This is a genomic window from Micromonospora sp. NPDC048843, assembly GCF_040649965.1.
Classification (GTDB): domain Bacteria; phylum Actinomycetota; class Actinomycetes; order Mycobacteriales; family Micromonosporaceae; genus Micromonospora; species Micromonospora hortensis.
The window spans coordinates 1-23598 of the sequence record NZ_JBEZGJ010000083.1; the positions used below are offsets into that span (position 1 = coordinate 1).

The following is a 23598-nucleotide window of genomic DNA, read 5'->3' on the forward strand; positions in this document are numbered from 1 at the left end:
GCCGGCGGTACTCGCCGAGCACCAGGCCGGCCAGTCCGGGGGTGAAGACCGCGTCGCCGGCCGCGGTGCGGTGCACCGCCTCCACCGGCGCGAGTGGCGGTACAAGGACCTGGTCGGGCCCGCCCACCACCCCGACACCCCGTTCACCCTGCTGCCCGACCGCTGTCGACTGCAAGGTCTGCTAGTCCCGGCGAATGCGGCGGTGAACTTCCGCTTCTATCTCACAGTCGCGGCTGCCGACGATCGCGCTGCCGTCATCGCGCAGGTCGACGAGCTGCTGGCCGCGCACCGGGCCACCCCGCCCGCGCCCCTTCTGTTGGTGGACCCCGACGACGCACCGCTGACCGCGGTACGCCCCGACCGACGGGCGCTCGGCGCTGCCGCCGTCGCGGCAGTGGTGTTCGTGACGCTCGGCCCGGGCGCTCTGGGACCTGGCGCGTGGGGCCCTCGCGGGCCGGTGCCCTCGGCGGAGATCGTTGCCTTGGATCTGCCCAGTGCCGGGGTGGCCATCGTTCCGACCGGTCCCGTCGGGCCGGTGGCGCCCAGGTCGCGGGTCGGCTCGGCCGACAGCGCGGTATGGAGCCCGCCGAATGTCCCGGCTGCGCGGCCGTCGGCTGTCCCCACAGTGGCGGAAACGGCTGTCGTGGTGGCCCTGCCGCCAGCCGTCGCTCCGACCCCGTCGGCCAGTTCGGTGCCGACGCCTGGTCCGGTCCCCACCATGGACCCGCCCGCGTCAGCCCTGCCGACGCCGCCTGTCGCGTCGGCCTCGCCAACGGCGACGCCGACCCCGGCTGTTACGGCGACGCCTTCGCCGGATCCGGGGCTGCTGGCGATCTGCCTGGATCCCCTTCAACTGCCGTTGCTGGACCCGCTGCTCTGCCCGTCACCGGCACCCTGATCAGTGATCGTGCCTTACGTTCTGGCGTTTGCTCAGTTCATGGCGCTGAAGTCGGGGACGGTGAGGGTGCCGTCGTCCGCGAGGGTGAAGCCGGGGTTCCAGGCGATCTCCCAGAGGTGACCGTCCGGGTCGGCGAAGTAGCCGGCGTAGCCGCCGTAGAAGGTCTCCCTCGCCGGCTTGGTGATCGTGGCACCAGCCTTGGCCGCTGTGGCGATCACCTCGTCGACCTCGGCCCGGGAGCGGACGTTCTGGGCCAGGGTCATCGCGCCGGTGCCCGGCCCTTCGATACCCGCGTCGTCGGCTAGCTTGTCGCGGCCCCAGAGGACGAGGGCCAGGCCGCCGGCCTGGAAGAAGACCGTCTCCTCGACCTCCTGGCCCTGCCAGCCGAGCTGCTCGTAGAACGCCTTCGCGCGGGCTACGTCCGCGACTCCCAAAGTGATGAGGCTGATCCGCTGCTCCATGGTCTTCAACCTAACGCGCAGTCGGTCGGGGGCGTGGCAGGCGGCCTCGACGTTGGTGCCGTCCGGGTCACGGACGAAGCCGCGAAGTACGTCGGGTGGTACTCCGGCCAGACGCGGTTCCATGCAGCAACCTCGACGCCGAACTGGCTCGGCTGATTAGCACCCAAAGGGTCGTCCGCGACTTGCATTTGGTCCACGGCCGGTGGCGCGATCCCGGTGCGGACCACGCCTGATCCTGGTGACGGAGGGCGCTGTGCAACGACCAAGGTCCTCCTTTCTGTTTGCCGGCCCACTGAGTGATCTGTTGATTGACGCTGGGACACCAGGTCTACCGATGAGAGGGGTCGAGGCTGGAAGACACGTACCAGCGGCGGGAGTCCCTGCGCTGTCAAGTTTCTGACAGGGCACAGCAAACGAGTGGGCCGGAAACGCTCCAAACAGGTGATGCCTCGGGAAAACCGCCGGTGGAAGGATGATCGGTAGAGCGCAGACCGAGGCCACTGTCGGGCCATGGAAGAAGGAATGGGCTTGGGCAGCAGTGCATAAAGGACCTGCGGCTGGGCGTACCAGAGGACTGGTCCAAGCTACGCCAGGGCAGGAAAGCTCTGCGTTAGCTGCTCGGCTACGCCGGACGCGATCGGGATTGGGGAGAGCGGTGGTCGAGTGGAACCAAGAAATTCCTACAAAGGGCAGTATCGATCTTCCGCCGGACCCGCGTGCCTTGGACGCTCTTGGCAGGAACCACTCGCTCGAAACCGCAATAGCCGACTTGGTCGACAATGCCATCGACGCCGGCGCCACGCAGGTGCTGGTCCAGCTGGTCAAAGTACGTGGGCGGATGCGCACGCTCTACGTCGTCGATAACGGTCGTGGAATGACTGCGGAGACGATCGACACCGCTATGACCGTCGGTGGACAGCGCGAATACGCTAAAGGTGACCTCGGACATTTTGGACTAGGACTGAAGGCTGCCTCGTTTAGTCAGGCCAGAAGCTTGACGGTGATGTCACGTGCGGCTGGACACGAAGTGGTCGGGCGCCGCTGGCGCCTAAATAACGCGGACCGACGCGGCTTCGCGTGTGACGTAGTGCCAGGTTCCTTCGCCGAGAAAGAAATGAACCGGGGCTGGCGCATCCCAGTGACGGGCGCCGGAACCGTGATCCGATGGGACGATATCGTCGCTTTCCCAGACACCGATGATCCAAAGCGTGTCGAGACCTTCATTAGTCATACGGTAACCACCGCCTGCCAGCATCTCGGAATGGTATTCCATCGTTTCTTGCAGGCAGACCGACTGGCCGTCGACTTTGAAATCTACGACGCCGATACAGCCATAACAGGGCCGCCAATACCCGTGACGCCACTAGATCCGTTCGGTTATCCAAGGTCGGGGCGGCCTGACTTTCCGCAGAGCATTGAAGCCCAATTAGGGGATCTCCGCGTCGTGTTCCGGTGCCATCTGTGGCCTGGCCGGTCGAACGCGTCGCAGTTCCGGCTGTCAGGAGATCCCGTTAACCACCAGGGTTTGTTCTTTTACCGTCGTGATCGCCTTCTTCAGGCAGGCGGGTGGCTTGGAGTCCACGCCCCCCACCGACGACTCCAACTTGCTAGGGTTGAAGTCGAGATAGATGACGACCTAATCGGCTTGTTCCAGATGAATCCTGAGAAGTCTCGGGTCCTAGTTGGACCCGAGTTTGCCCGTCTAGCTGCTGCGGCACGATCACCCGGCGGGCTTAGTCTTAGCGAATATCTTGATATCGCCGAACAGGTGTACAAAATTTCTAATGCTCGATCCGCTAAACGCGCGCCAATGATACATCCAGGTGTAGGGCTGCCACCTCGGGTGCGGGCGACAATTCAGCAGGAAGTTCCGGCGATCCGCGGTGAGCAACCAATCGATATCCGATGGAACACCTTCACAGATGACTCGTTCTTCCATCTTGATCGAGATGAGCGAACCTTGTGGCTCAATAAACGCTATCGAAAGCTGCTCTTAGGGGGCAAGCACGGCGGATTAAACGATCTTCCACTCCTCAAATCGCTCCTCTACTTGCTTCTTTCGAACACTTTCGAGGGTGACTACCTTGGGTCGAGGGACAAAGACAATATCGACCTGTGGCAAACTATTCTCACTGCTGCGGTGCAGGCTGAGCGCCAATGATTGAGATCCAGTCCTTCAACAAGCGGCATGTTTCAACGGAAAGTTTTGAGCGCTACCTCGAGAGCGGAGTGCCGATCGTACTGCCTATCGGGGGCATTCCAAAGATACATATCTTCATCGAGCCATTGAGGTCTGAGCTGGGTCTTCGAATCGAGGCAGGGCCCGAGTTGCAGGTTCCTGATACGGGACTTCGCAACATCATCGCCAGGATCGCAGTGCATGACGGCAAGAGGTTCCTGGAAGTCGTTGTCACGGTGGCGTCGTTATTTCGTGACGCCTACCCCGTGTTGTGCTTAATGGCGGACCGAATCCAACTCAGCGGGTTCTCGGCTTCTGGCGCGTTGCGGGCGACCCTCGATAAGATGTCGTCCCTTTTGCGTACTCCCGACTCCATGTCCCGTGAGCGTGAGGTGGGACTGTTCGGTGAACTTCTGATTCTAGGCGGGCTAATTAGCAGTCGAGGGCTCAGTAACGCAGTGCAAGCCTGGCGAGGTGGCCAGCGGGAGGAGCACGATTTCGGACTGCCGACCTTGGATGTAGAAGTCAAGACCACGACCGCCGAGCGCCGAGCACATTGGGTTGGCTCGCTGACGCAGATGGTTCCCACCCCTGAGCGTCCCCTGTGGTTGATTTCGCACCAGGTCACCGCAGCAGGCGCCGGGCACGGCCGTACGCTGCCGGATCTCGTTGACAACATCAGGCTGGCGCTCGGCACGGGCGCGGCCCGAGACAGCTTCGAAGCCACGTTGTCGGGTTCGGGTTGGCATGAGGAGGACCGCGAGCGCCTCGGTACCCATTGGACACGCCGCGCAGAAAGCCGCGCCTTCGTGGTTGCCGGCGCCTTTCCACGACTGACCCCGGATGCCCTGCGGCACGCTGATGTCGCGTGGGATCGTATGCCGGAGGTCCGATATCGAATCGTCCTCGACGGGCTCGAAAGCGAAGAGGACGTTCCTGAAGTTATCTCGACCGCCATGGGGTTTGAAGGACGGATATGAGCGAACCACTAGTTGAGGCATATACGAATGCTCTTCGCGCGATGGCCGGGGGTGCCCCGAAGGGACTCCTCCGCCGCGCTCTCGTCGAGGCCGAAGACATTTTTCCTAGCCCTGATGTATCTGAAGCGCGTCTTCGAGAGTATCTCGCTACAAGCGGTCCGAACGACAAATTGCGTCTCGACCTACATTTAAATCTCGCCAAATGGGACAACGCTCCGGCTGAAGGAAATCTCTGGACTTGCGATACGCCGCCGAACACGGAGAGCCGTAGATCGTTAGTCACGAAGTTGCTCAAACTGGACACGGAGACGGCGGCTGCCTTTGCCGAACACCTGCCGCTGTTTAAAGGCGATGATACGACGGTGATCGCAGGTAGGTGGGACCCGTGGTACAGCTCGGAAATCCAGCGCAAAAGGGACTTTTACTGGGGGCATTACGTCGACTATCTCCGAACGAGGCGTGGTTGGGGTGCTGAGGCGATAACCAACCTCGATAACGCTACGACTCATGTAATGGAACGACTGATCGATCCTGCCCGGGAGCAAGCCGGGCAAACGAAAGGTCTAGTTGTTGGTTATGTGCAGAGCGGGAAAACAGCCAACTTCACTGGAGTGATCGCAAAGGCAATCGATGCTGGTTATCGGCTCATTATCGTGATGACCGGTACCACGAACCTGCTGCGCGAGCAGACCCAGCGTCGCCTAGACATGGAGCTAGTGGGCCGTGAGAACGTGCTGCGAGGTATCGACGAGACGGATCCGGCGGCAGCGCAAATCGTCGATTATCTGCAAGATGAAGACTGGATCGAGGGCCGTTTTAATAGCCATGGCGCCCGTCCATCGGACATAGGCAGGCCAGACATCCATCGTATGACAACACGAAACTTCGACTATCGTCGTTTGCAGCAAGGTCTGCCGGCTTTGGAGTTTGAGAGGCGTGACCGAACAAAGCCGCTGTGGCATCCAGCCAATCTGTTCACAAGTCATGCCCGCCTCATTATCGTTAAGAAAAACTCCTCAGTACTAAACAATCTTGTTAAAGATCTGAAGAATAATGCTGACAAGTTAGAGAATATTCCGGCACTGATCATTGACGACGAATCAGATCAAGCATCTGTAAACACCACTAACCCAGCGAAATGGGCGAAAGAAGAAAAAAACCGCACTGCTATCAATAAACACATCACTAATCTTCTCGGCATGCTTCGCAGGGCCCAATATGTCGGGTATACAGCGACGCCTTTCGCGAATGTTTTTGTTGATCTCGCCGATACGCAAGACATCTTTCCCAAGGACTATCTCATCTCCTTGCAGCGTCCATCAGGCTACATGGGGCCGGACGACTTCCACGACCTGGACCTTGCGATTCCTGAAGCAGAGAAGACGTTCGCCAACTCGAAAGAAAAGGCCCATGTCAGGATTGTAGGTGAGTCGGACGAGAGGGGAGAACTATTATCCGGCCTGGATTCCTTCGTCCTCTCAGGCGCCATCAAGCTGTTTCGGGCGACTCGCGGAGTCGGGGATTTCAAGCACCACACCATGCTCGTTCACGAGACCATGCGAACGGCCGAGCAGGGTATCAGGGCAGAGTTCATCCAAGATCTTTGGCTTAGCGCGGGCTATCTCAGCGGCGGCGCCAATGCTAGGCTCCACGATCTTTTCGATCGGGATTTCGCGCCTGTGTCCGACGCACTCGGCCTAGAGCTCCCGACACCTTCGACTTTTGCCGAGCTGGAACCCTACGTTGGTGTGGTTGTTCGAAAGATCGCGCCAAACGGCAATCCCGTCCTAGTCATTAATAGTAATCCGAACATCTTGCAAGAAGAATTAGATTTCGACAAGCGATCCGTCTGGCGCATCCTCGTTGGTGGCAACAAGCTCGCGCGCGGCTTCACTGTGGAAGGGCTTACGGTCACCTTTTACTCGCGTAAGGTCGGTCACGCCGAGGCGTTGATGCAGATGGGTCGCTGGTTTGGATTCCGGTCTGGATACCGAGACCTAGTTCGGCTCTTCATACCGTCGGATGTTCGAGACGCGTTTGAAGCGGCGTGTCGTGATGAAGAGTATTTCCGGGCCGAACTGCGTCAGTATGCCACGATGGTCGATGGGCGGCCGAGGATTACCCCGTATGACATCCCTCCGCTCGTGACTCGGCACGGCCTGCGCCCAACCGCTGCGAACAAAATGTATAACGCCAGGCTGGTCGAGCGAAGGACTCAAACGAAAGAGCCAAGCTCAGGATACCCCAGACTGACGCAACAGAATGATCTTGACCACAACATCGATGCTTGTATCCCATTGCTAATGGCAGCTAAGGATTCGGTAACCCTCAAGGGTGTTCGGCAAAGCTTCGAAGCGTTCGTAGGGGTAGTCACTCATCAAGAGATGGTTGATGTTCTCGGTAGATTGAAGTGGGCTACCCCTGAGACTTTCGCTGCGGATCTTGCCTGGATTGCCAGTCTGCCAAAAGAGATCGTTGACCAGTGGAACATTATGCTGCCGCAGCAGAAGGTTAGACCGCGTGTCAACATTAGGAACATTGGCGAGTTTTCTATTCACGGGCGGAAAGTGGAAAGAGGTGTGAGTATCCGAGGAAACTCCGAAAGTTCGCATCGGGAAGCTTTGGCTGGACTTCCAGGGAGGGTGTCCACGTCCGGGTGTGCCATCCTCTATCCAGTGATGGATAAAGAGAAGCTAGGAGAGGGGATCGCGCAGGATGGGCGACCAGCAGGGGTTGTCATGGCCTTTATGCTGCAGCTCCCCAAGGGCGCAGTCCCGGCGGACCGGCGACCCCTGGTCTATCAGGTCGTAGTTCCCGGTAAGCCACTCTATGCGATTGTCTGAAAAGGATGCTACCGCTCGCAGCCAATCAGGTGACCGTCTGGCCGGAGCGACCAGCGATCCGGGAAGAGGTAGGCTCCCGTCATGCCGGATGAGCGTACTTCGACCGGGCGAACGTCGGTCGAGCTGTTTGCTGGAGGCGGCGGACTGGCTATGGCTGTCCACCGCGCGGGTTTCCGGCCCCTATTGCTGAATGAGTTCTCGAAGCACGCGTGCGATACGCTTGAGGCAAATGGGGCGGTGCCGAGGGGTGAGGAGGAAAAGATCCCCGAGCCGCACGAACCCTGGCCGTTGATTCGCGGCGACATCCGTGACTTGAAGTTGGGCTACCTGCAGGGGAAAGTCGACTTGCTCGCGGGCGGTCCGCCCTGCCAGCCCTTTAGTCTTGGTGGTGTCGCGAAGGGTGATGAAGACAAACGCAACATGTTTCCAGAGATGTTCCGGGCCATTCGCGAGATTCAGCCCAAAGCCGTTCTTTGCGAGAATGTAAGAGGCTTACTTAGGCCGTCTTTTAGGCCCTACTTTGACTACATCCTGCGGGAGTTGGAATTTCCTTTTGAGGAGCGTGATCCCGACGCTTCCTGGCTTCAGCATGATGCCATTCTCAGGGCCAAGCAGATGCAGGCGCTTGCAGACCCTCGTGAGCGTTACCGTGTGTACAAATTCGAGGTGAACGCGGCTGACTACGGTGTTCCTCAGATCCGAAACCGCGTTATCATCGTGGCGTTTCGTGGCGACCTCGACATCAACGAGGCGATCCTCCAGCACGCGGTCCGGAAGACTCATTCCGAGGATGCCCTGCGCAAGTCGATGAGCAGCGGGGGGTACTGGGAGCGCCATCCGGAGGTGGCCAAGCATGTACGCAACCATGTCATGGCTGGCATGCAGGGCGAGTTACCTCTAGGCGCTTCGGAGTCTGAGCTCAAGCCGTGGCGGACGCTCCGTGACGCGCTCAAAGGGCTCGATGATGAGTCGAAGCCGCTGCCTCCAATCCGTTGGAACCGGTTGGACCGCCTCCAGTATGAGGATATGCCAGTCGACCACGTCGGGTGGCCTGACGCGCGTTTCTACCGCGGTCATACTCCTAACGTGCTCGACAGACCAGCAAAGACGGTCAAGGCTGGCGTACACGGCGTCCCGGGTGGAGAGTCCGTAATGCTTACTGACTCTCGCATCCCGGGATCGAAGTCGACTTCTGAGCATCGATACCGGCATCGGTATATGACGGTGCGGGAAACAGCTCGGGTGATGACCTTCCCGGACAGCTGGAAGTTGTGCGGCCCTAGAGGTGAGAAAATGCGCCAACTCGGTAATGCTGTCCCGGTGATGCTGGGTGAGGTATTTGCCAAGGCCGTGACGCGCGTGTTGAACGACGTTGAGGGGCGGCTGTGACGCCTGTTCCTGTACGAGCCTGGATGCCCCGACCGGGACGATCAAAGGCGGTCGCTGAGGCTGAGCAAAACAGGGCGGCGGGGGGCCGTTACCGTCGCGCGGTTAGCCTTGGGCCTGGCAAGGTCGCATGTGGTTCTGTTTCGCTGAAAGCCTCGGAGCGTCAGAGCGTTGTGCGCGCCTACCTTCATTGGCGAGTCGATGGTCGAAGTGTGTCGAGATCCCTCGGTGTGGTGTTGAATTCAACGAGGATGGCGAACCTTGTTGACGGTTGGGCGTTGGCGCGGTCGCGGGGTCTGGTCACCGACGAGATTCTGCCTCCGGAGTCGTGGGCGTCTACCTCTGATGTTCGCGCCTCAATGCGGGGGAACCGTGCCCAGGGCACTAGGCCGGAGCGTCGCGTGCGCTCACTACTCCATGCTCGTGGACTTCGTTACCGTGTGTCCGTCAGGCCGATTCCGTCCTTCCGGCGGACGGCTGACCTTGTTTTCCGAAAGGCGCAGTTGGCGGTTTTTGTGGACGGATGTTATTGGCATGGCTGCCCCGACCACTACCGTCCGGCGGCAATGAACGCCACATTCTGGCGAACCAAGATCGGCGACAATAAACGACGAGACGCCGAAACCAATCGCGTGCTACTAGAGCATGGTTGGATCGTCTTCCGCTGCTGGGAACACGAAAATCCTACAGCGATTGCGGATCGTATCATTAGCATTCTTCAAAGTAGCGCCAAGGCGCGGCTCTAGTCAAAAGGTAGCTCTTTGCCCGAGATAGCTATTCCAGGTGACGTTCGAAATTCTGTGATTCGCGAACTGTACCGTCAGGTGGGGTCGCTCGACTGGGACGACATCCCGTCCCGTCAAAAGAGTGGCTACTATACGAAATGGGTGGAAGACCCGGCTATTGGTGGAGAATTAGCCGATTACTATACGGCTGACGGAATGCGTGTCTGGCTCAAGGATGTACCCTTGAAGGAGTATGCGCGAGCTCTGGAGAGCTTTGGGCCCTTTGCAAAATTTACCACGAAACGCCTATCGCCTCCTAGTGAGTTTATACAGCAGGTGCTTGGCGAGGCGTGGGGTATGGTGCCTTCCAGTATCGGTGAAAAGCCGATGCATTGTTTAGCTACGGACGGCATTCGGCAACGCTACGTTTGCTGGGGAAAGGCGCGGTCCTTCCGCGATCTTCTTTGGGCGGCAGTTAACCAAGCTTTAGATTCCCAAGCCCGTCCGCTGATCGTGGTCTACCTTGTCGAGGGTGGGGGCATTATTGGCAGTCAAAGACGCCAACATGCGCGGATCGCCGAGCATTGCCGCCTGGACCTTGCCTACGTTGTTCGTCGGGTAGATGAGTCTGCCCAGTCATGACGCTGCGTGCAGTCTATCCGATGCGCCTTCTGCGTTCCGCTGAATTGATCACCCGTATGACCGGCTCCCAATCCAGTTCAGCGCTCAGGGATGTCACGACAACCCCTGCGGTGCCGAGCTTTTGAAGATTCGGCCCGTACGCAGGATGGTTCGCGAGACTTCCCTTGACGTTCGGGAAAAGGTAGATTGCCAGGTCGACGGCGCCAAGCGCCTGGTTGAGGATGCCGAGAGCGAGCGTGTCGCTAATTCCAAGCGCCCACTTGTTGATGACGTTGAACGTAGCTGGCACAACCGCCACTAAGTTCGCTGCTGGGTGGGGGTCCGGCTCGCCTGGAAGTCGCCATCGAACTCGAACGGGATACCCAGTGAGTTTAGCTAAGGCTTCCAGGTTGATCCAAGTAGCTGCGGTGGGCGTTGCGGTCACGCAAACGGTCCAACCATCCTTGATTAGCTGTTTGATAAGTTCATCGATCCGCAGCGCAGGGGGCGCGGCTGACACGACAAGTGCGAGTACAGGACGCTCACTCATGCCAGCAGGCCTGCCCGCTCGGCCAACGGTCGTAACCCTGGTGTCGCGGAACGTCGTTCCTTTGAGAGCAAATCGCTTATGAGTTCGCGGGCCTGCATGTTGGCCTGTACCACCTCGGCGGCTGTCCTCTCCGCCTCGAGTAAATGCAGCACTGCAGCCGACCGATCTGCCGAGCCCATCATTGAAGCCGCCGCTAGGTCGACATGCACTTGAGCCCGCCGACCGACGAGCACGGTTGGCAGGCGTGAGGTATCGAGCCGCAGCGCAACAGCGATGGCTTGGTCGGGCCTACCGGCCCGAACCGCTGCGGAGACCGTGTGGATGGCGACATTGGTAGGTCCGAACGCGGTCCACAGGCGGTTACGGTCCGATCCCATCTCGGCCGCGAGCCTGTCAGCCTGGCTCAGGAGCCGTCCGGCCGCCTTCTGCTCGCCACTGCTGGCAGCTACGACAGCCGCCAGAAGAAGCAACGCCCCGTGAGCAGAGATGAGATCGGGGTCGGTCGCCGGTCTCCCGGAGGACAACCGGTCGATGCTGCTTGCCAGCACGCCCACTGTCTGGTCCGTCCGTCCCGGAATTCGAAGAAGTCCACAGGCCGCCTGATAGGCGGCGACGGCGAGAAGTGCTCGATCCCCGGCGAGTCCTGCTGCCGTCGATGCCCGGTCTGCCGTCATCAGGGCGCTCTCGCCATCGCCCACTTTCGCAGCGAGCTTCGAGGCTGCAACGTAGGCGGCGGCGAGCGCCTGATACGCGCGGACTCGTTGCTCCTCGGGTGCGTGCGTTGCCAGATCCGAGGCCTGCGCAAGTACGGTAGGCAGGAGCCGTGCCGCGGATCTGTAACTTGCACGCTGGTACAGGCTGTGGACTCTGCCCACGCTGCGCCGCAGATCAGCCAGTGATCGGGTCGGCTCAGCGGGTCGGTCAGGCATGTAGCTGCTCAGGAACGTACGTACCCCGGCCAGGAGGTCTGAGGGAACCACCTCGGCTGCGGGATCGCGGGTGTCCTCTCCCATGATCCGCCCCCTGCGCGTTGCCACCGACACATCCACGAGCATCTCGTCGAGCTGTTCGAGCGTAACTCGCAATGCGTCGGCGATCCGGCTCCGATGCCATGGCTGGGGATCCGTCTCGGCGCCCTCCCACCGAACGATGGTGGACCGTTCGACGCCGAGGATCTCGGCCAACCTCTCTTGACTGAACCCGAGTGTCTTCCGCCGATGGCAGAGCCGGTGCCGCTTCAAGGCCACGTCGATGCTCCCTCCGCTTGCCGTCACTCTAGTAACCAAGTGGCCACGGAGCGGGTACGCACGTGCCTCATTGATGCGCCATTTCGGCTGCTCCGACGCTGTAGTTCCAAATAGGCCTCGCCTCGAAGCTGAATGCATGGCCCGGGGCGGGTGCCTTGTCCCGGAGTTGCGCCGGCCCTCAACGGCGCAGCTCCTCCCCGCCCGCCCCGGTGCCAGCCCATGAATCAACGACTTGGAGCCCGCATGCCCGAGGTGAAAGACGACCACCCGGCCAGCGGGAGCCTGGCCGCCGCCTGGGAGTCGGTCGACGCGCGGGCCGCCGGCGACTTCTGGTGCACAGTCGAAGACCGCCGATCCGGGCTGCTCCCACAGCGTGACGCGCCGCTGTTCTTCACCGCGTTGGGCCGCCTCCTGGTCGGCGGCGACGACCCGGCGAACCGGGCGGCGCTGCTCCGGGTGCTCGGCCACGCGTACCGTCACTTCGACCTGCTCCCGCACGCCGCCACCATCGGCGACGCGCTGGTCGCGACCATTGCCCGCCGCGCGCGCCCCCTGTGGACGCCGCAGCTCACCATCGCCGCCGAGCGCGCCCTATGCCCCGCCACGCACGCCCTCCGTCGCGCCGCCGCGCAGGCCGGCGACGGCCGGGCCTGGTGGCACGTCGAGGTGATCGGCCATGACCGGCCGTCGTCTGACATCGCCATCCTGACGGTACGTCCATGGCGGCGCCTGCCCTTCCAACCAGGTCAGGCCGTGCCGGTCTGCACGCCGCGCCTGCCCGGGCACTGGCGCTGGTTCTCGCCGGCCAACGCCCCACGCGCGGACGGCACCGTCGAGCTGCACGTCCGCGCCGTACCCGCCGGCACCGTCTCCCACCGCCTGGTCCATGAGGTACGCCTCGGCGAGCTGCTCTGGCTCGGCCCACCCGTCGACACCGGGCTGAGTCTCGCGCCGGCGAGCACAAGCGATCTGCTGCTCGTCGCCGGCGGCACCGGCCTGGCGCCGCTGCGCGCACTGGTCGAGCAGGTCACCGCCGCACCGGACGGTCGGCGGGTGACGCTGATCGTCGGCGCGCGCACCTTCACCAACCTGTACGACGCGATCGCCCTCGACAAGCTGCAGTGCGCCCACGACTGGCTGACCATCGTGCCGGCCCTCTCCGACGACCCCTGCGCGGAGCCGGCCGAGCAGGGCGACGCCCTGACCATCGCCCTCGACCATCACCGGCCCGGCCAGGACATCTACCTCTGCGGCCCACCCGCGATGCTGGCCGACGCGCGGCCACGGCTGTGCGCACTCGGTATCCCCGCCGCCCGCATCCACCTGCCCAAAGGCCTCAACTGAGCTGCTTGACGGCCTGGCGGAAACGCCGCGGCGGCAGGATGGCCCGGAGCTTGTCGGCAGCGTCAGCGAAGTCCGAGATCGTGGTGACGCAGCCGTGGCCGAGGTGGGCGAGCCGGATGACGCCAAACCGCTCGACCACGAGTGCCTGGGACAGCGGGACGGTGTGCACGTTCCCGTCGTCATCCACTGTGGAAATTGCGTCGATGCCGATGACCAGCTTGCCCTTGTTGCGGAACCGCTTGGAGAACGGCGGCCTGACGACCTCACCTGCCGGCACGAAGCGGGTGGTCGGGCAGGAATCCTCGGTGGCGCGAGGAAGGTCGGGTTTCGACAGGTACGGCACGACGATCATGGCGCTTGAGAGCCAGCCCGACACCATGTCCCGTGTCGCTTCCGGAGTAAGCCCAGTCAGCTCGCTGAGTGATTCCGAGCCGTAGATCTCAGCCGTGCCCAGCAGCTCCTGGTGGGCCAAGGGTTGCAGCTCGTTAATCGACTGCATCCATTCGTTGTCGCCCTCCATGGCCATGCGCTGCGTTGGCACCCGGTCGGCGATCTCCACTCGATCGATCCCATCGGCGGCAAGCCGTTGCAGCTCGGCCCAGAGCAGCTCCGCCGCGACGGCGGCGTCGAAATTCTTGCCCTTCCTGCCGAAGTCTGGTGTGACCCTCAACCCGAGCTCGTGCCGCGTACCGTCGACGACCTCGCACATGAATTCCGCACCGGTGGCGACCCCGGCCTCGTCTACTGCCTCAGCGACTCGCGACCGCAGTGCCCACATCAGATCGACAGCTTCCGCGCTGGGTTCGACACCGACCGTCAGCGCGACGCCGCGGACCTCGTCGGCGTACCAGATCGGCCCCATGTGGTTGTTGACGAGTGGCGTGCTGCGGGTGACTCGCGGGCCGGCGGGCAATGGCAGTCGCATCGCCTGAGGCGGTTCGCCCGTCAGGGTGAGAACCGCGTTGCCGCTGGTGAAGAACCTTTCGACATACCGTCGGATCTCGTCCGCCGTGAAGAGCTTGTAGTCCACTGCGGGCCAGCGCGACAGGCCGTGTCCGCTCGGCCCGAAACGCCGCGACAGCAGCGCTCCCCACGGGTCGCGCAGACCATCTTCGATGTTCGAGACGTACCGGCTGTCCGCATCGAGGTCCGCGACCGCGTCGGACAGATCCTCGGGCGGAAGATTGCTGATGGCCGAGCAGATGGTGGCGAGATGCTCCGCTACCTGATCTGGTGGGCCGCCAGCGAGGAATGACGTGTCGTTCATCCAGACGTTGTCCTCGTGCTTCGCCGCGACGTGATCCTCCGTCCAGTCCACCAGGTGCTGCACGAGATGGGTCAGGCCGATAGAGTCGATCTCTTCGTCGCGGGCACCGCACCCAAACGTCAGCGACGCCGCCAAGGTGCCAGGCACATCGCGGTGGATGACAGTAACTCCGTCTATCTCCTCGCGTCGCATGAGCGGATCGTAAGGTGACCGGTCAAGCCACGGGCTGAGGCGTTCGACAGTCAGAGAACGCGGTGCCGTTGGTGCGTCAACTGATGGTGTCGCCGAACTCGCGTACCCCGTCGACGTCCAGCGTGATCCGGTCGTTTGCGGTCCACTGGCCGGTGGCGGCGGCCCAGCTAGGGTCGTCGCGTTCGTCGATGCTGCTCCAGCTGTGCCGATGGTGCCGCAGTTGGATCGGCCCGGTCGACTTTCCCGGCGCGAGCGTGCCGTCGGTGAAGGTCAGCTCCACCCAGCCGGGGACCGGCGTTCCCGGGATCGGGTAACCCGGCGGCGCTGGCGTCGTCATCCCGCTGGGCGGCCCGCCCGGCGGGACGAAGAACTGCACGGTCTGCCGGATCCGATCGCAGCCCAGTGCGGCCCAGTCGCAGTTCGGCACCAGCGAGGTGTTGGCGCCCTCGAAGCGCAGGTGGTAGCGCACCCGCACAGTGCTCAGGTCGAGTGGCGCGGTGCCGGTGTTTGTCACCTTCAGGAGGTGCTGGATCTGGTTGTTCGTGGGTGACCAGTCCAGGTTGAGGTAGCTGACCGTCGCGCGACCCGCCGCGGTGCGCACTGTGGTGGTGGGCGAGGTGTCGGAGTAGCCGCCGAGCGCGCGGGCGGCAATCGCGATCAGGTACGTCGTGCCGGGTGCGAGGTCGGTCAGCGTGATCGTGGTGTCGGTCGTGGAGCCGAGGAAGCGGTACGTGTTCGGGCCCAGCGGCACCTGCACCTCGTAGTTGATCGGCTGCTCGGCGCCGGGCTCGACCCAGGCGGAGGGCGTCCAGCTGAGGGTGAGCTGATGTGGTTCGTTGGCCACCACAGTGGGGGCGCCAGGGGTGCTGATCGCCGGCCCGTCGGCGCGGGCGGCGTTGACGGCGAGGAGGCTCGCCAGCGCGGCGAGGGCGATGGTGGCGGCGACGCGGCGAGCAGGCATGACCGAATGGTATGCACAAACATCGATGCCTTCGCATCGTCCGTCAGTCCAGAGACGCCGAACACGGGTCCAGTCCGTTACGCGACGTAGTCGGCTTGGAGATAATGCCTGGTCACGCGGCTACCTAGCGTGAACCCGTCATCACGAACGGCCTCGACGTCGGTGTCGCACCTGCCGCCCCGTCCGGCCTCAGACGGGAGAAACACATGCGTGCTCAGAACAAATGCCGGCGGTACGGCGCCCGAGCGTCAGTACTCGTGCTCGGTCTTGTCGCGACCGGAGTGGTGCTCGTCCCGGCGAGCCCGGCGTCCGCCGCGGTCCCCGGGCTGGTGCGGGTCGCCGCTACCAGCGTCAGCAACTCGACCGACTACCACAGCGTCACGGCGACCTGCCCGGTCGGGAAGGTGCTCACCGGCACCGGCTACGAACTCAACGGCGTCACCGGCGAGGGCGTCGTCGACGACCTGCGCCCCAACGGTGGCGTCGCCACGGCACCGACAGCTGTCACCGTTGGCGCCTACGAGACCGAGGCGTTCGCGGGCAACTGGTCGGTGACCGCGTACGCGATCTGCGCCAACCCGGTGCCCGGCCTGGTCCGGGTGGCCACCACCAGTGTCAGCAACTCGACCGACTTCCGTAGCGTCACAGCGACGTGCCCGGTCGGAAAGGTGCTCACCGGCACGGGCTACGAGCTGAACGGCGTCACCGGTGAGGGTGTCGTCGACGACTTCCGGCCCAATGGTGGCGTCGCCACGGCACCGACAGCTGTCACCGTCGGCGCGTACGAGTCGGACGCCACGGCCCTGAACTGGTCCGCCACCGCGTACGCGATCTGCGCCAACCCCCTCGCGGGCCTGGTGCGCACCTCGGCCGTGGGGGCCAGCAACTCCCTCGACTTTCGCAGCGTCACGGCAACCTGCCCGGTCGGGAAGGTGCTGACCGGTGCCGGCTACGAACTGAACGGGGTGACCGGCGAGGGCATCGTTGACGACTTCCGCCCCAACGGTGGCCCCGCGACCGCGCCGACGTCAGCCGCGTCCGGCGCGTACGAGGAGGACGCGTTCGCCGGGAACTGGTCCGACACGGCGTACGCCATCTGCGCCTTGCCGTAACGACGTTCCTCCGGTGTGGTCGCCCTGGCAGCATCGGGGCGGCCATGCTGTTTGTCCGTTATAGAGCAGGATGTCGGATCCGGATGGTTTAGTGGGGGCGGTAATCCGCAGACCAACAATGGTCGCTCGAACAATGGGCTGCTCACTTTCATGTCTCCAATTCGCAGGTCCCGGTCGTGGTGGTTCGGCTTCGCGGCCTCGGTGCTGGTCGCCTGCCTGGTCACCACCACAGTTGTCGCGCCCGCGCCGGCCCAAGCCGCCGTCAACCAGGTCGCGCTCACCGTCATCTCCGACGGCGCCGCGCCCTTCGACAGCCTGGACAGCGGTGCGAACAACGGGCGGGTACGCACCAAGGACGTGCTGACCTACGGCTGGGGGTACTCGTCCGATGGTGCCGGCGCGGGGTCGGTCACCTTCGTGCAGACGCTGACCGCCCCGTCGCTGGTCCGCTTCGACACGTCGAACCTGGCCCAGTGCACCGGCCCGGGCGGCGGCAACCTCAGCACCGACGGGCAGACGCTGACCTGCGCCGTCGCCGTGGACGCGACGGGCGCGGGCACCGTCCCGATCAGCGTCACCATCGGCGGCAGCGTGCCGAACGGGACGACCATCGGGGCTTCGCTCACCGCCAACGGCGGCGCCCTCAACGGCGGCACCCGGAGCACCACAGTGGTCGCTCTTCCCCAGCTCAACCTGCAGGCCAACCTCTTCGGCACCCCGACGCCCGCGTCGGTCGGCGGGGCCAGCGGCAGCGGGTACGCGTTCAGCTTCGTGGTGACAGTGCCGACCACCGCCAAGGGCACCGAGTTGGTGACCGCGCCACTGACGTTCACCGCCGACCTGAGCGCGATCTCCGCCAACGCGGTCCTCGTCGCCGACTCCTGCGCCCCGGTCAGCAACGGCGGATACGGCGTGCCGTACGGCCGGATCGGGATCGTCGCCAACGCCACCGCGTCGAACTCGGTGGTCAACTCCGGCACCGTCGGGTGCACCCAGACCGGGCGCACGGTGTCGATCACGATCACCGGCGCCGACCTCGCCGGGCGGACCAGCCCGACCTTCGGTGCCCAGGGCAACACCCTGCCGAGCACGCTCAGCTACCTGGCCTCCGGCACCTTCACCGTCTTCGTGCCCAGCGGCGACAGCACCTCGACGATCCAGTCCACCATCCAGTACCGGGGCTTCGACCCGACAAGCGTCACCGGGCAGTCCAACTTCGGCGCCGGGTACGAACCGGGCGGTGAGCCCGCCGCCGCCACCTGCACCTACGTCGCGGCCAACGCCACCCGAGCGAACGACAACTGCTTCTCGACGACCTTCGGACCCCGATCGGCCGGATACAACGGGTACTTCTGGACCACCGACACCCCCGCTGGGCTCCCCGCCGGCAACGCGACGAACGGGACCGCGGGCGACGGGATCGCCTCACCCGGGCAGACCTACTACGACCGGCTCCAGCTCTACTCCACCAGCGGACCGGCCCTTGTCGGCGCCGCGATCTGCGACAAGTGGAACCCCGTCGAAACCCGCATCGTCGGGACCGGGCGGGCGTACCGCAACAACACTGTCGTCGCCGCCAGCGAATACCTCGTCGAGTACGGCGTGCTGAACCTGCCCGACGACAACGCCCGGCGGACCACCTCCTGCGCCACGGGAAGCTGGTACGGCTCGATCGAAGCCGCCGGCGGCGCCGCGGTGGTCAACGCCGTCCGCTTCACAGTCACCTGGACCATCGGCAACGGCGAGGTGAGTTACTTCCACCCGCAGTTCCAGGTCCAGCCCAACCCGACCGGCACGATCATCGCCAACTTCGACAGCGGACGCCTGGGCGGTGCCGAAACCTGGGGACCCTCCTACTACAACCGGGCGACCAACAACCCCTCGTACACCGGGAACCGGCTGACCCTGACCGACGGTGTGCTGCGGGTGACCCAGTCGAACGGACTGCCGGTCGGCCAACAGTTCGTGGCCGCCGGCAGCACAGTCACCTACACCCTGACGCCCACCGTCACCCGGGCGACGTCGGCCACCTCTCCGGTCGGTGGGGTGACCATCACCGACACCCTTCCCGCCTGCATGAGCTACGTCGCCGGCAGCGCCCGCTACGTCTCCGGCGCCGCCACGCTGGCCGTGGAGCTGACCGCCGCGCAGCACGGCGCGGACGGCATCCCGTGCACCGGCGACAGCGGCGAGACCGGCCCGAGGCTCTTGCTCAAGCTCGGTGCGACCACCCCCGGCGTCACGATCCCGGCGATCACGTTCCAGGCCGTCGCGCTGCGCATCGCCTCGGACAACACCGCAGCGACCAACCTCGCGGTGATCAGCTCGGACGCGGCCGTCGCCATCGACCTCGCCCGCCGCACCACCAGCAACACCATCGCGGTACGCAACCAGACCCAGTTCGCCCTCTCGGAGTCGACCTCCACCCCGCAGGTCACCGCCGGCGATCCGATCAACTTCACGCTGGCGTACCGAAACATCAGTGGGTTGACAGTGCCCTCGCTGGTGCTGTTGACCGAGCTGCCGTACAACGGGGACGGTCGCTCCGTGTTCACCGGAACCCTCGCCTACACGGGCAGCGCCGCGCCGGCCGGCGTGCAGGTCCAGTGCACCAACCGGGCGCACGGCACCATCACCCCCAACCCCGGCGACTACACCCCGACCTGCGGGCCGGACACCACAGCTCTGCGCATCGTGGTCAGCAACCTGGCGAACGCGGCCGTCGACTCGGTGCGGATCACCCTCACCCCGAGCGGCAACGCGAGCGGGGACCGGTACGTGAACACCAGCACCGGCAGTTACACCCCCAGTGGCACGACGACGCCGGTGGCGTTGCCGACCACCGAGATCACCCAGGTCACAGTGGTCTCCTCCGGCATCAGCGGTCGGACCTGGAACGACGTGAGCGCGGACGGCATCCGCCAGGCTGGTGAACCGGCCGTGTCGGGCTTCCCGGTCACCCTGTCGGGCACCAACGACCAGGGCGCGTCGGTCACCCGCTCGACGACGACAGCGACCGACGGCACGTACGCCTTCACCGGGCTGCGGGCCGGCAGCTACACGGTGACCTTCTCCCCGGCCGCGCTGCGGGCCGACCAACGCTTCTCGCAGCGGTCGCAGGGCACCAACAGCGCCGTCGACTCCGACGGCGACCCGAGCACCGGCAGCACGGCACCGCTGACCCTCGGCACCGGGGCCAACCTGAACGACATCGACCAGGGCATCCGGCTGCTGCCGCCCGCGATCAGCATCACGGCGGCCAACGCCGGATCGGGTTCGGCCACACTGAGCTGGACCGCTCCCGACTACGTCGGCAGCCCGATCGTGTCCTACACGGTCACGCCGTACGTCAACGGTCAGGCGCAGAGCGCGCGCACCTTCGACGGCACCGCCACCACCCGAACGGTGACCGGGCTCACCCCGGGCACCACCTACACCTTCACAGTGGCGGCGACGAACGTCGTCGGTACCGGCCCGGCCTCGGCGGCCTCCGCGCCGGTCCGGGTGAACGCCCCACCGAGCCTGTCGTTCCCGGCCCCGCCGAGAGGGCAGGAGACCATCGCTTACAGCGTGCAGTTGGTAGTGACCGGCGGCACCGCGCCCTACGCCTGGACGGTGAGCGCCGGCACGCTCCCGCCGGGGTTGACCCTCGGCCCGACCACCGGGCTGCTGGCCGGCACCCCGACCACCCCGGGCAGCTACCCGTTCACGGTGCGGGTCACCGACGCCAGCGGGCTCTCCGCCACCCAGGCCGTCACCGTGCAGATCGAGGCCCTCGTCGGGCTCAGCATCAGCGTGCCCGAACAGTCGGCGCTCGGGACGATCTCAGCGGGGGACGGTGACTTCTCCGGCCAGCTCGGCACCGTCACGGTGACCGACGACCGCGGACCGGCGGCCGGGTCGTGGCAGGCGACGGTGACCGTCACCGACTTCACCACCGGTGCCGACACCGCGATCATCGGTCGGGGCCTGGTCAGTTACTCGTCCGGGCCGGCCACCGCCAGCAGCGGCAACGGGGTCTTCATCCCGCAGCCGGGGATCGGGCTGTCCGCGTCGCAGGTCGCCGCGGGCTGGTCCGGCACCGGCTCGAACGTGGTGTCGTGGAATCCGTCACTGCGGGTGGTCCTGCCGGTCGAGCGGGTCGCCGGCACCTACACGGCGGTGGTGACCCACTCGGTCGGGTAGGACGGCGGACCCGGTGCTCGTCCGGCTTCACGGGTTCCAGTAGACGAGGACGCTGGCCTGGTCGAAGCGGCGCTCCTTCAGGTCGGCACGCTGGATCACCCAGTGGATGGACGCGCCGCCTTGTCTGCCGCCGTGGAACTCGGCCAGCACAACCCAGTCACCATGGTCAGGTGTCCCACCATCGCGCCCCGACCCGTCGTCGCCGGCGCGGCCCGAGGGGTTGGCGCCCAACCACGCGGGGTTGAAACCGTTGCAGTCAGTGCCGTAGCCGCCCAACAGCAGCGGCGTCGTCCAGCCTCCAAAGGAGAACGGGCCGTCTGGCACCTCGCCCAGGACGTCCTTCCACACGTCGGTCAGCTCTTCGAACGGGGGATCTCCCGGCAGCGGCGGAGACCACGGGGGCCCCGGGATCGTCTTGACGTAGGGCAGCGAGATGTCGACAGTGAGGTGCAGATCGCCCTGCGGGATTTCCGCGTAGACCTCGGCGAACTCCTCGTCGTCCGGAGGGAAGCCCGGCGGATACTGCTCTCGCTCCTCGACCGCCACGCCTGCCGGCACATACCTGACCTCGCCCCAGCCGCTTTCCTCGGGCCAGCCGAACAGCAGCAGTTGGCCGTCGGACGGTAGTGGAAGGTCGGTCACGTCTGCCGGAAGAGCAGCGCAGTCGATGGTGGCGATCAAGGGGAACGTCGGGTCCTCGGCGTCGGCCGGAAGCATCACGGGCCCACGGATGGCGCCCACTACCGGCCCGTCACCCCCCTGCGTCAGGAGGGCGGACGGCCGGGCGAGCTCCAGCCAGCGCTCCACGTCGGCGGCGGGGATGTCGCGGCGCAGCGCCTCGGCACGGACCTGATCGAGGATCTTCACGTTTCGGGGAAGCACGGGAGCACCGTAGGTCAACAGTGCGACGTTCACGACCCCGCCGGATGCTGGCTGCCCGGAAGGCAGGCGCCCCTCCTGTCGATACCGCGATTTGCTGTAGGCGGGCGGCAGGCAGAAGCGCTCGACCATAGCGTCCGAACCAGGGAGTTTCGTGCGCACGCGATCTGTGGGAGGCGACGATGCAGTCGGCCGAAGGCGTGGTGTTACCGGGCGAGCGGGGCCCGGTCACAGTGAACGTCGACCGCTGGCGGGCGGGGCTTCCGCCGGAGACGTGGCACGAGGGCCTTCCGGCGAGCGGTGAGCTCTGGCGGCGCGACGTCTTCGCTGTGGCCGACGCGTACCGGGCGGGGTCCGCGAGCCCACGTCAACTACTGACGGCAGTGCTGGTCTGGGCTTACGGACCCATCGGGTACGGCCCGTGGCGCGTCGCCAGGTCGCTCGACGCCGATCCCGACGGCAAACGCCTGGCGTACGCGCTGGAGGAGGTGTCCACGCCAGCGCCCGACGAGGCCGCGCTGTGCACGGCGTACCGCCGCTTCCGCGACCCCGATCACGCTCGCCTGCCCTGGTTGGGGCCGGGCCTGTCCACGAAGGTCCTCTACTTCGTCGGCTACCGGCGCGGCGTGGGTGGCGTGCAGCCCCTGATCCTCGACCGTGTCGTGGCCGGTCTGCTTCCGGCCGAGGCGGGCGTCGGCCGGCGCAACGGGTGGTCGTCCGAGGAGTGGCTGGCCTACCTGCGGTGGGCGGCCGAGCAGGCTCGGGCCCGGGGAGTGGAGCCGGACGCGGTGGAGATGGCGGTCGTGCCCGACCGGTGAGGTGGCTATCGGGCGGCGCGGAGGCGGGTGTCGAGCGCGTCGAGGTCGGGGACGAACCAGATCTGCCCGCCCTGGTTCGACTCGTGCACCAGGGCGCGCAACGCGGAACTCTCCGCGAGCTGTGCCGAGATGTCGCCAACGACGGCCAGCCGCACCCGGTAGTTGACGAACTTCTGCATCACGTCGCCGGCGAAGCGGGTGCCCAGCGAGAAGAAGCGCGCGTCGAGTCGGTTGGCCGGCACGGCGACCACCTGGGCGCCGAGGAACGCCGCCCCGATCAGGTCCAGCGCGTCCTGCTCGGTGGCCACCGGCGGCCCCGCCGGGTCGCAGACCAGCACCGGCACTCCGGCCCGTTCCTGGATCTCGTCAGGCATCGCGAACCTCCCGGTCGAGCAGGCCATTGTCGGCGTTGAGCACGGCGTCGAGCAGGTGCAGCAACTCGGCGGTGGCGGCCGGGTCACCCAGGATGATGATCTTCATGCGATTACGTTGTTCGTCGTACACGGTCTGCACCCGCAGCGGGTTCGCCTGATCGTGGCCGGTGTTGGCGCTGGTCAGCACGAGCGTGCCGAGCCGGTCGGCGGCGGCTCTGTCGACACCGTCGATCTGGACGATGCTCGACACCTCCGCCTGCCTGGCGACGCCGGGCGTGGTCGGGGCCTGACCGGTGAGCGCGTCGAGATCGCTGGCGGCGATCCGGTACTGCTTGCCGATCCGCACCGCGCGCAGCCGGCCCGAACGGATGTAGCCGCGCACGGTACGCACATGCAGGTTGAGCCGCTCGGCCACCTGCTCAACTGAGTATACTTCTTCCGTCATCGTTCCCTACGCTACCCGAATAGGGAAGCATAGGGAGCGATAGGGTCGACTCGTTTACGGCATCAGCTCCAAAGGCTCCGAACACACCTGCGTCAGCGAGACCCAGCGAGGCGGTCGGCCGGTTAACACGC

Annotated in this window: 19 protein-coding genes and 1 pseudogene; 11 read left to right on the top strand and 9 right to left on the bottom strand. The window is 64.9% G+C overall.

Annotation, left to right across the window (positions count from 1 at the left end; all coding sequences use genetic code 11):
• Window positions 1-79, bottom strand: a pseudogene (locus tag AB0C20_RS19885) (DNA-binding response regulator); the annotation flags it as partial.
• A gap of 123 nt (window positions 80-202) precedes the next feature.
• Here AB0C20_RS19885 and AB0C20_RS19890 point away from each other — a divergent pair.
• Window positions 203-898 (top strand): hypothetical protein, encoded by a 696-nt coding sequence (locus AB0C20_RS19890; RefSeq protein ID WP_357568474.1) that lies wholly within the window; start codon window positions 203-205, stop codon window positions 896-898.
• A 32-nt stretch (window positions 899-930) separates the two neighbouring features.
• Here the strand turns inward: AB0C20_RS19890 and AB0C20_RS19895 are convergent, their stop codons facing one another.
• Entirely contained in the window at window positions 931-1482 is a 552-nt protein-coding gene (locus AB0C20_RS19895; RefSeq protein ID WP_357568475.1) for a VOC family protein, read from the bottom strand.
• 532 nt (window positions 1483-2014) lie between these two features.
• Here AB0C20_RS19895 and AB0C20_RS19900 point away from each other — a divergent pair.
• The 6 genes from AB0C20_RS19900 (at window position 2015) to AB0C20_RS19925 (ending at window position 10114) form a co-directional block, all read left to right on the top strand.
• A complete protein-coding gene (locus AB0C20_RS19900) occupies window positions 2015-3520 on the top strand; it encodes an ATP-binding protein (protein WP_357568476.1) in 1506 nt (501 codons plus the stop codon).
• Window positions 3517-4518 (top strand): PD-(D/E)XK motif protein, encoded by a 1002-nt coding sequence (locus AB0C20_RS19905; protein ID WP_357568477.1) that lies wholly within the window; start codon window positions 3517-3519, stop codon window positions 4516-4518. Before AB0C20_RS19900 ends, AB0C20_RS19905 begins: the two co-directional genes overlap by 4 nt.
• Window positions 4515-7361 (top strand): Z1 domain-containing protein, encoded by a 2847-nt coding sequence (locus AB0C20_RS19910; protein ID WP_357568478.1) that lies wholly within the window; start codon window positions 4515-4517, stop codon window positions 7359-7361. Before AB0C20_RS19905 ends, AB0C20_RS19910 begins: the two co-directional genes overlap by 4 nt.
• 81 nt (window positions 7362-7442) lie before the next feature.
• Window positions 7443-8750 carry a DNA cytosine methyltransferase gene (locus tag AB0C20_RS19915; protein WP_357568479.1) on the top strand — a complete coding sequence of 436 codons (1308 nt, stop codon included), beginning with the start codon at window positions 7443-7445 and terminating at the stop codon, window positions 8748-8750.
• Between the two features lie 356 nt (window positions 8751-9106).
• The gene (locus tag AB0C20_RS19920) at window positions 9107-9493 is read left to right on the top strand and encodes a very short patch repair endonuclease (RefSeq protein ID WP_357568490.1); all 387 of its coding nucleotides are present in this window, start codon (window positions 9107-9109) and stop codon (window positions 9491-9493) included.
• A gap of 54 nt (window positions 9494-9547) precedes the next feature.
• A complete protein-coding gene (locus AB0C20_RS19925; protein ID WP_357568480.1) occupies window positions 9548-10114 on the top strand; it encodes a hypothetical protein in 567 nt (188 codons plus the stop codon).
• 13 nt (window positions 10115-10127) lie between these two features.
• Here the strand turns inward: AB0C20_RS19925 and AB0C20_RS19930 are convergent, their stop codons facing one another.
• Both AB0C20_RS19930 and AB0C20_RS19935 read right to left on the bottom strand, forming a co-directional pair.
• Window positions 10128-10643 (bottom strand): flavoprotein, encoded by a 516-nt coding sequence (locus tag AB0C20_RS19930; protein ID WP_357568481.1) that lies wholly within the window; start codon window positions 10641-10643, stop codon window positions 10128-10130.
• Window positions 10640-11890, bottom strand: a complete 1251-nt coding sequence (locus AB0C20_RS19935) for a helix-turn-helix transcriptional regulator (protein WP_357568482.1) — start codon at window positions 11888-11890, stop codon at window positions 10640-10642. Before AB0C20_RS19935 ends, AB0C20_RS19930 begins: the two co-directional genes overlap by 4 nt.
• A 243-nt stretch (window positions 11891-12133) precedes the next feature.
• Between AB0C20_RS19935 and AB0C20_RS19940 the strand changes: the two genes are divergently transcribed.
• A complete protein-coding gene (locus AB0C20_RS19940; protein WP_357568483.1) occupies window positions 12134-13234 on the top strand; it encodes an FAD-binding oxidoreductase in 1101 nt (366 codons plus the stop codon).
• Here the strand turns inward: AB0C20_RS19940 and AB0C20_RS19945 are convergent.
• Entirely contained in the window at window positions 13227-14693 is a 1467-nt protein-coding gene (locus tag AB0C20_RS19945; RefSeq protein WP_357568484.1) for a hypothetical protein, read from the bottom strand. The two genes, AB0C20_RS19940 and AB0C20_RS19945, sit on opposite strands and share 8 nt — an antisense overlap.
• 76 nt (window positions 14694-14769) lie before the next feature.
• Window positions 14770-15654, bottom strand: a complete 885-nt coding sequence (locus tag AB0C20_RS19950; RefSeq protein WP_357184255.1) for a cellulose binding domain-containing protein — start codon at window positions 15652-15654, stop codon at window positions 14770-14772.
• Between the two features lie 206 nt (window positions 15655-15860).
• Between AB0C20_RS19950 and AB0C20_RS19955 the strand changes: the two genes are divergently transcribed.
• Together AB0C20_RS19955 and AB0C20_RS19960 are read left to right on the top strand one after the other, a co-directional pair.
• On the top strand, window positions 15861-16766 hold the full coding sequence (locus AB0C20_RS19955) for a hypothetical protein (protein WP_357184258.1): 906 nt from the start codon (window positions 15861-15863) through the stop codon (window positions 16764-16766).
• A gap of 150 nt (window positions 16767-16916) precedes the next feature.
• Complete coding sequence (locus AB0C20_RS19960) at window positions 16917-20951, top strand: SdrD B-like domain-containing protein (RefSeq protein ID WP_357184261.1); 4035 nt, start codon at window positions 16917-16919, stop codon at window positions 20949-20951.
• A 27-nt stretch (window positions 20952-20978) separates the two neighbouring features.
• Here AB0C20_RS19960 and AB0C20_RS19965 read toward each other — a convergent pair whose 3' ends face one another.
• Window positions 20979-21962 carry a hypothetical protein gene (locus AB0C20_RS19965; protein WP_357184264.1) on the bottom strand — a complete coding sequence of 328 codons (984 nt, stop codon included), beginning with the start codon at window positions 21960-21962 and terminating at the stop codon, window positions 20979-20981.
• Between the two features lie 50 nt (window positions 21963-22012).
• Here AB0C20_RS19965 and AB0C20_RS19970 point away from each other — a divergent pair, with 50 nt between their 5' ends.
• A complete protein-coding gene (locus tag AB0C20_RS19970) occupies window positions 22013-22648 on the top strand; it encodes a hypothetical protein (protein ID WP_357184266.1) in 636 nt (211 codons plus the stop codon).
• 5 nt (window positions 22649-22653) lie between these two features.
• Here AB0C20_RS19970 and AB0C20_RS19975 read toward each other — a convergent pair whose 3' ends face one another.
• Together AB0C20_RS19975 and AB0C20_RS19980 are read right to left on the bottom strand one after the other, a co-directional pair.
• The gene (locus AB0C20_RS19975; protein WP_357184269.1) at window positions 22654-23022 is read right to left on the bottom strand and encodes a DUF4180 domain-containing protein; all 369 of its coding nucleotides are present in this window, start codon (window positions 23020-23022) and stop codon (window positions 22654-22656) included.
• Window positions 23015-23467: a helix-turn-helix domain-containing protein gene (locus AB0C20_RS19980; protein ID WP_357568485.1), complete on the bottom strand. Its 453-nt coding sequence runs from the start codon at window positions 23465-23467 to the stop codon at window positions 23015-23017. Before AB0C20_RS19980 ends, AB0C20_RS19975 begins: the two co-directional genes overlap by 8 nt.
• Between the last annotated feature and the right edge of the window lie 131 nt (window positions 23468-23598).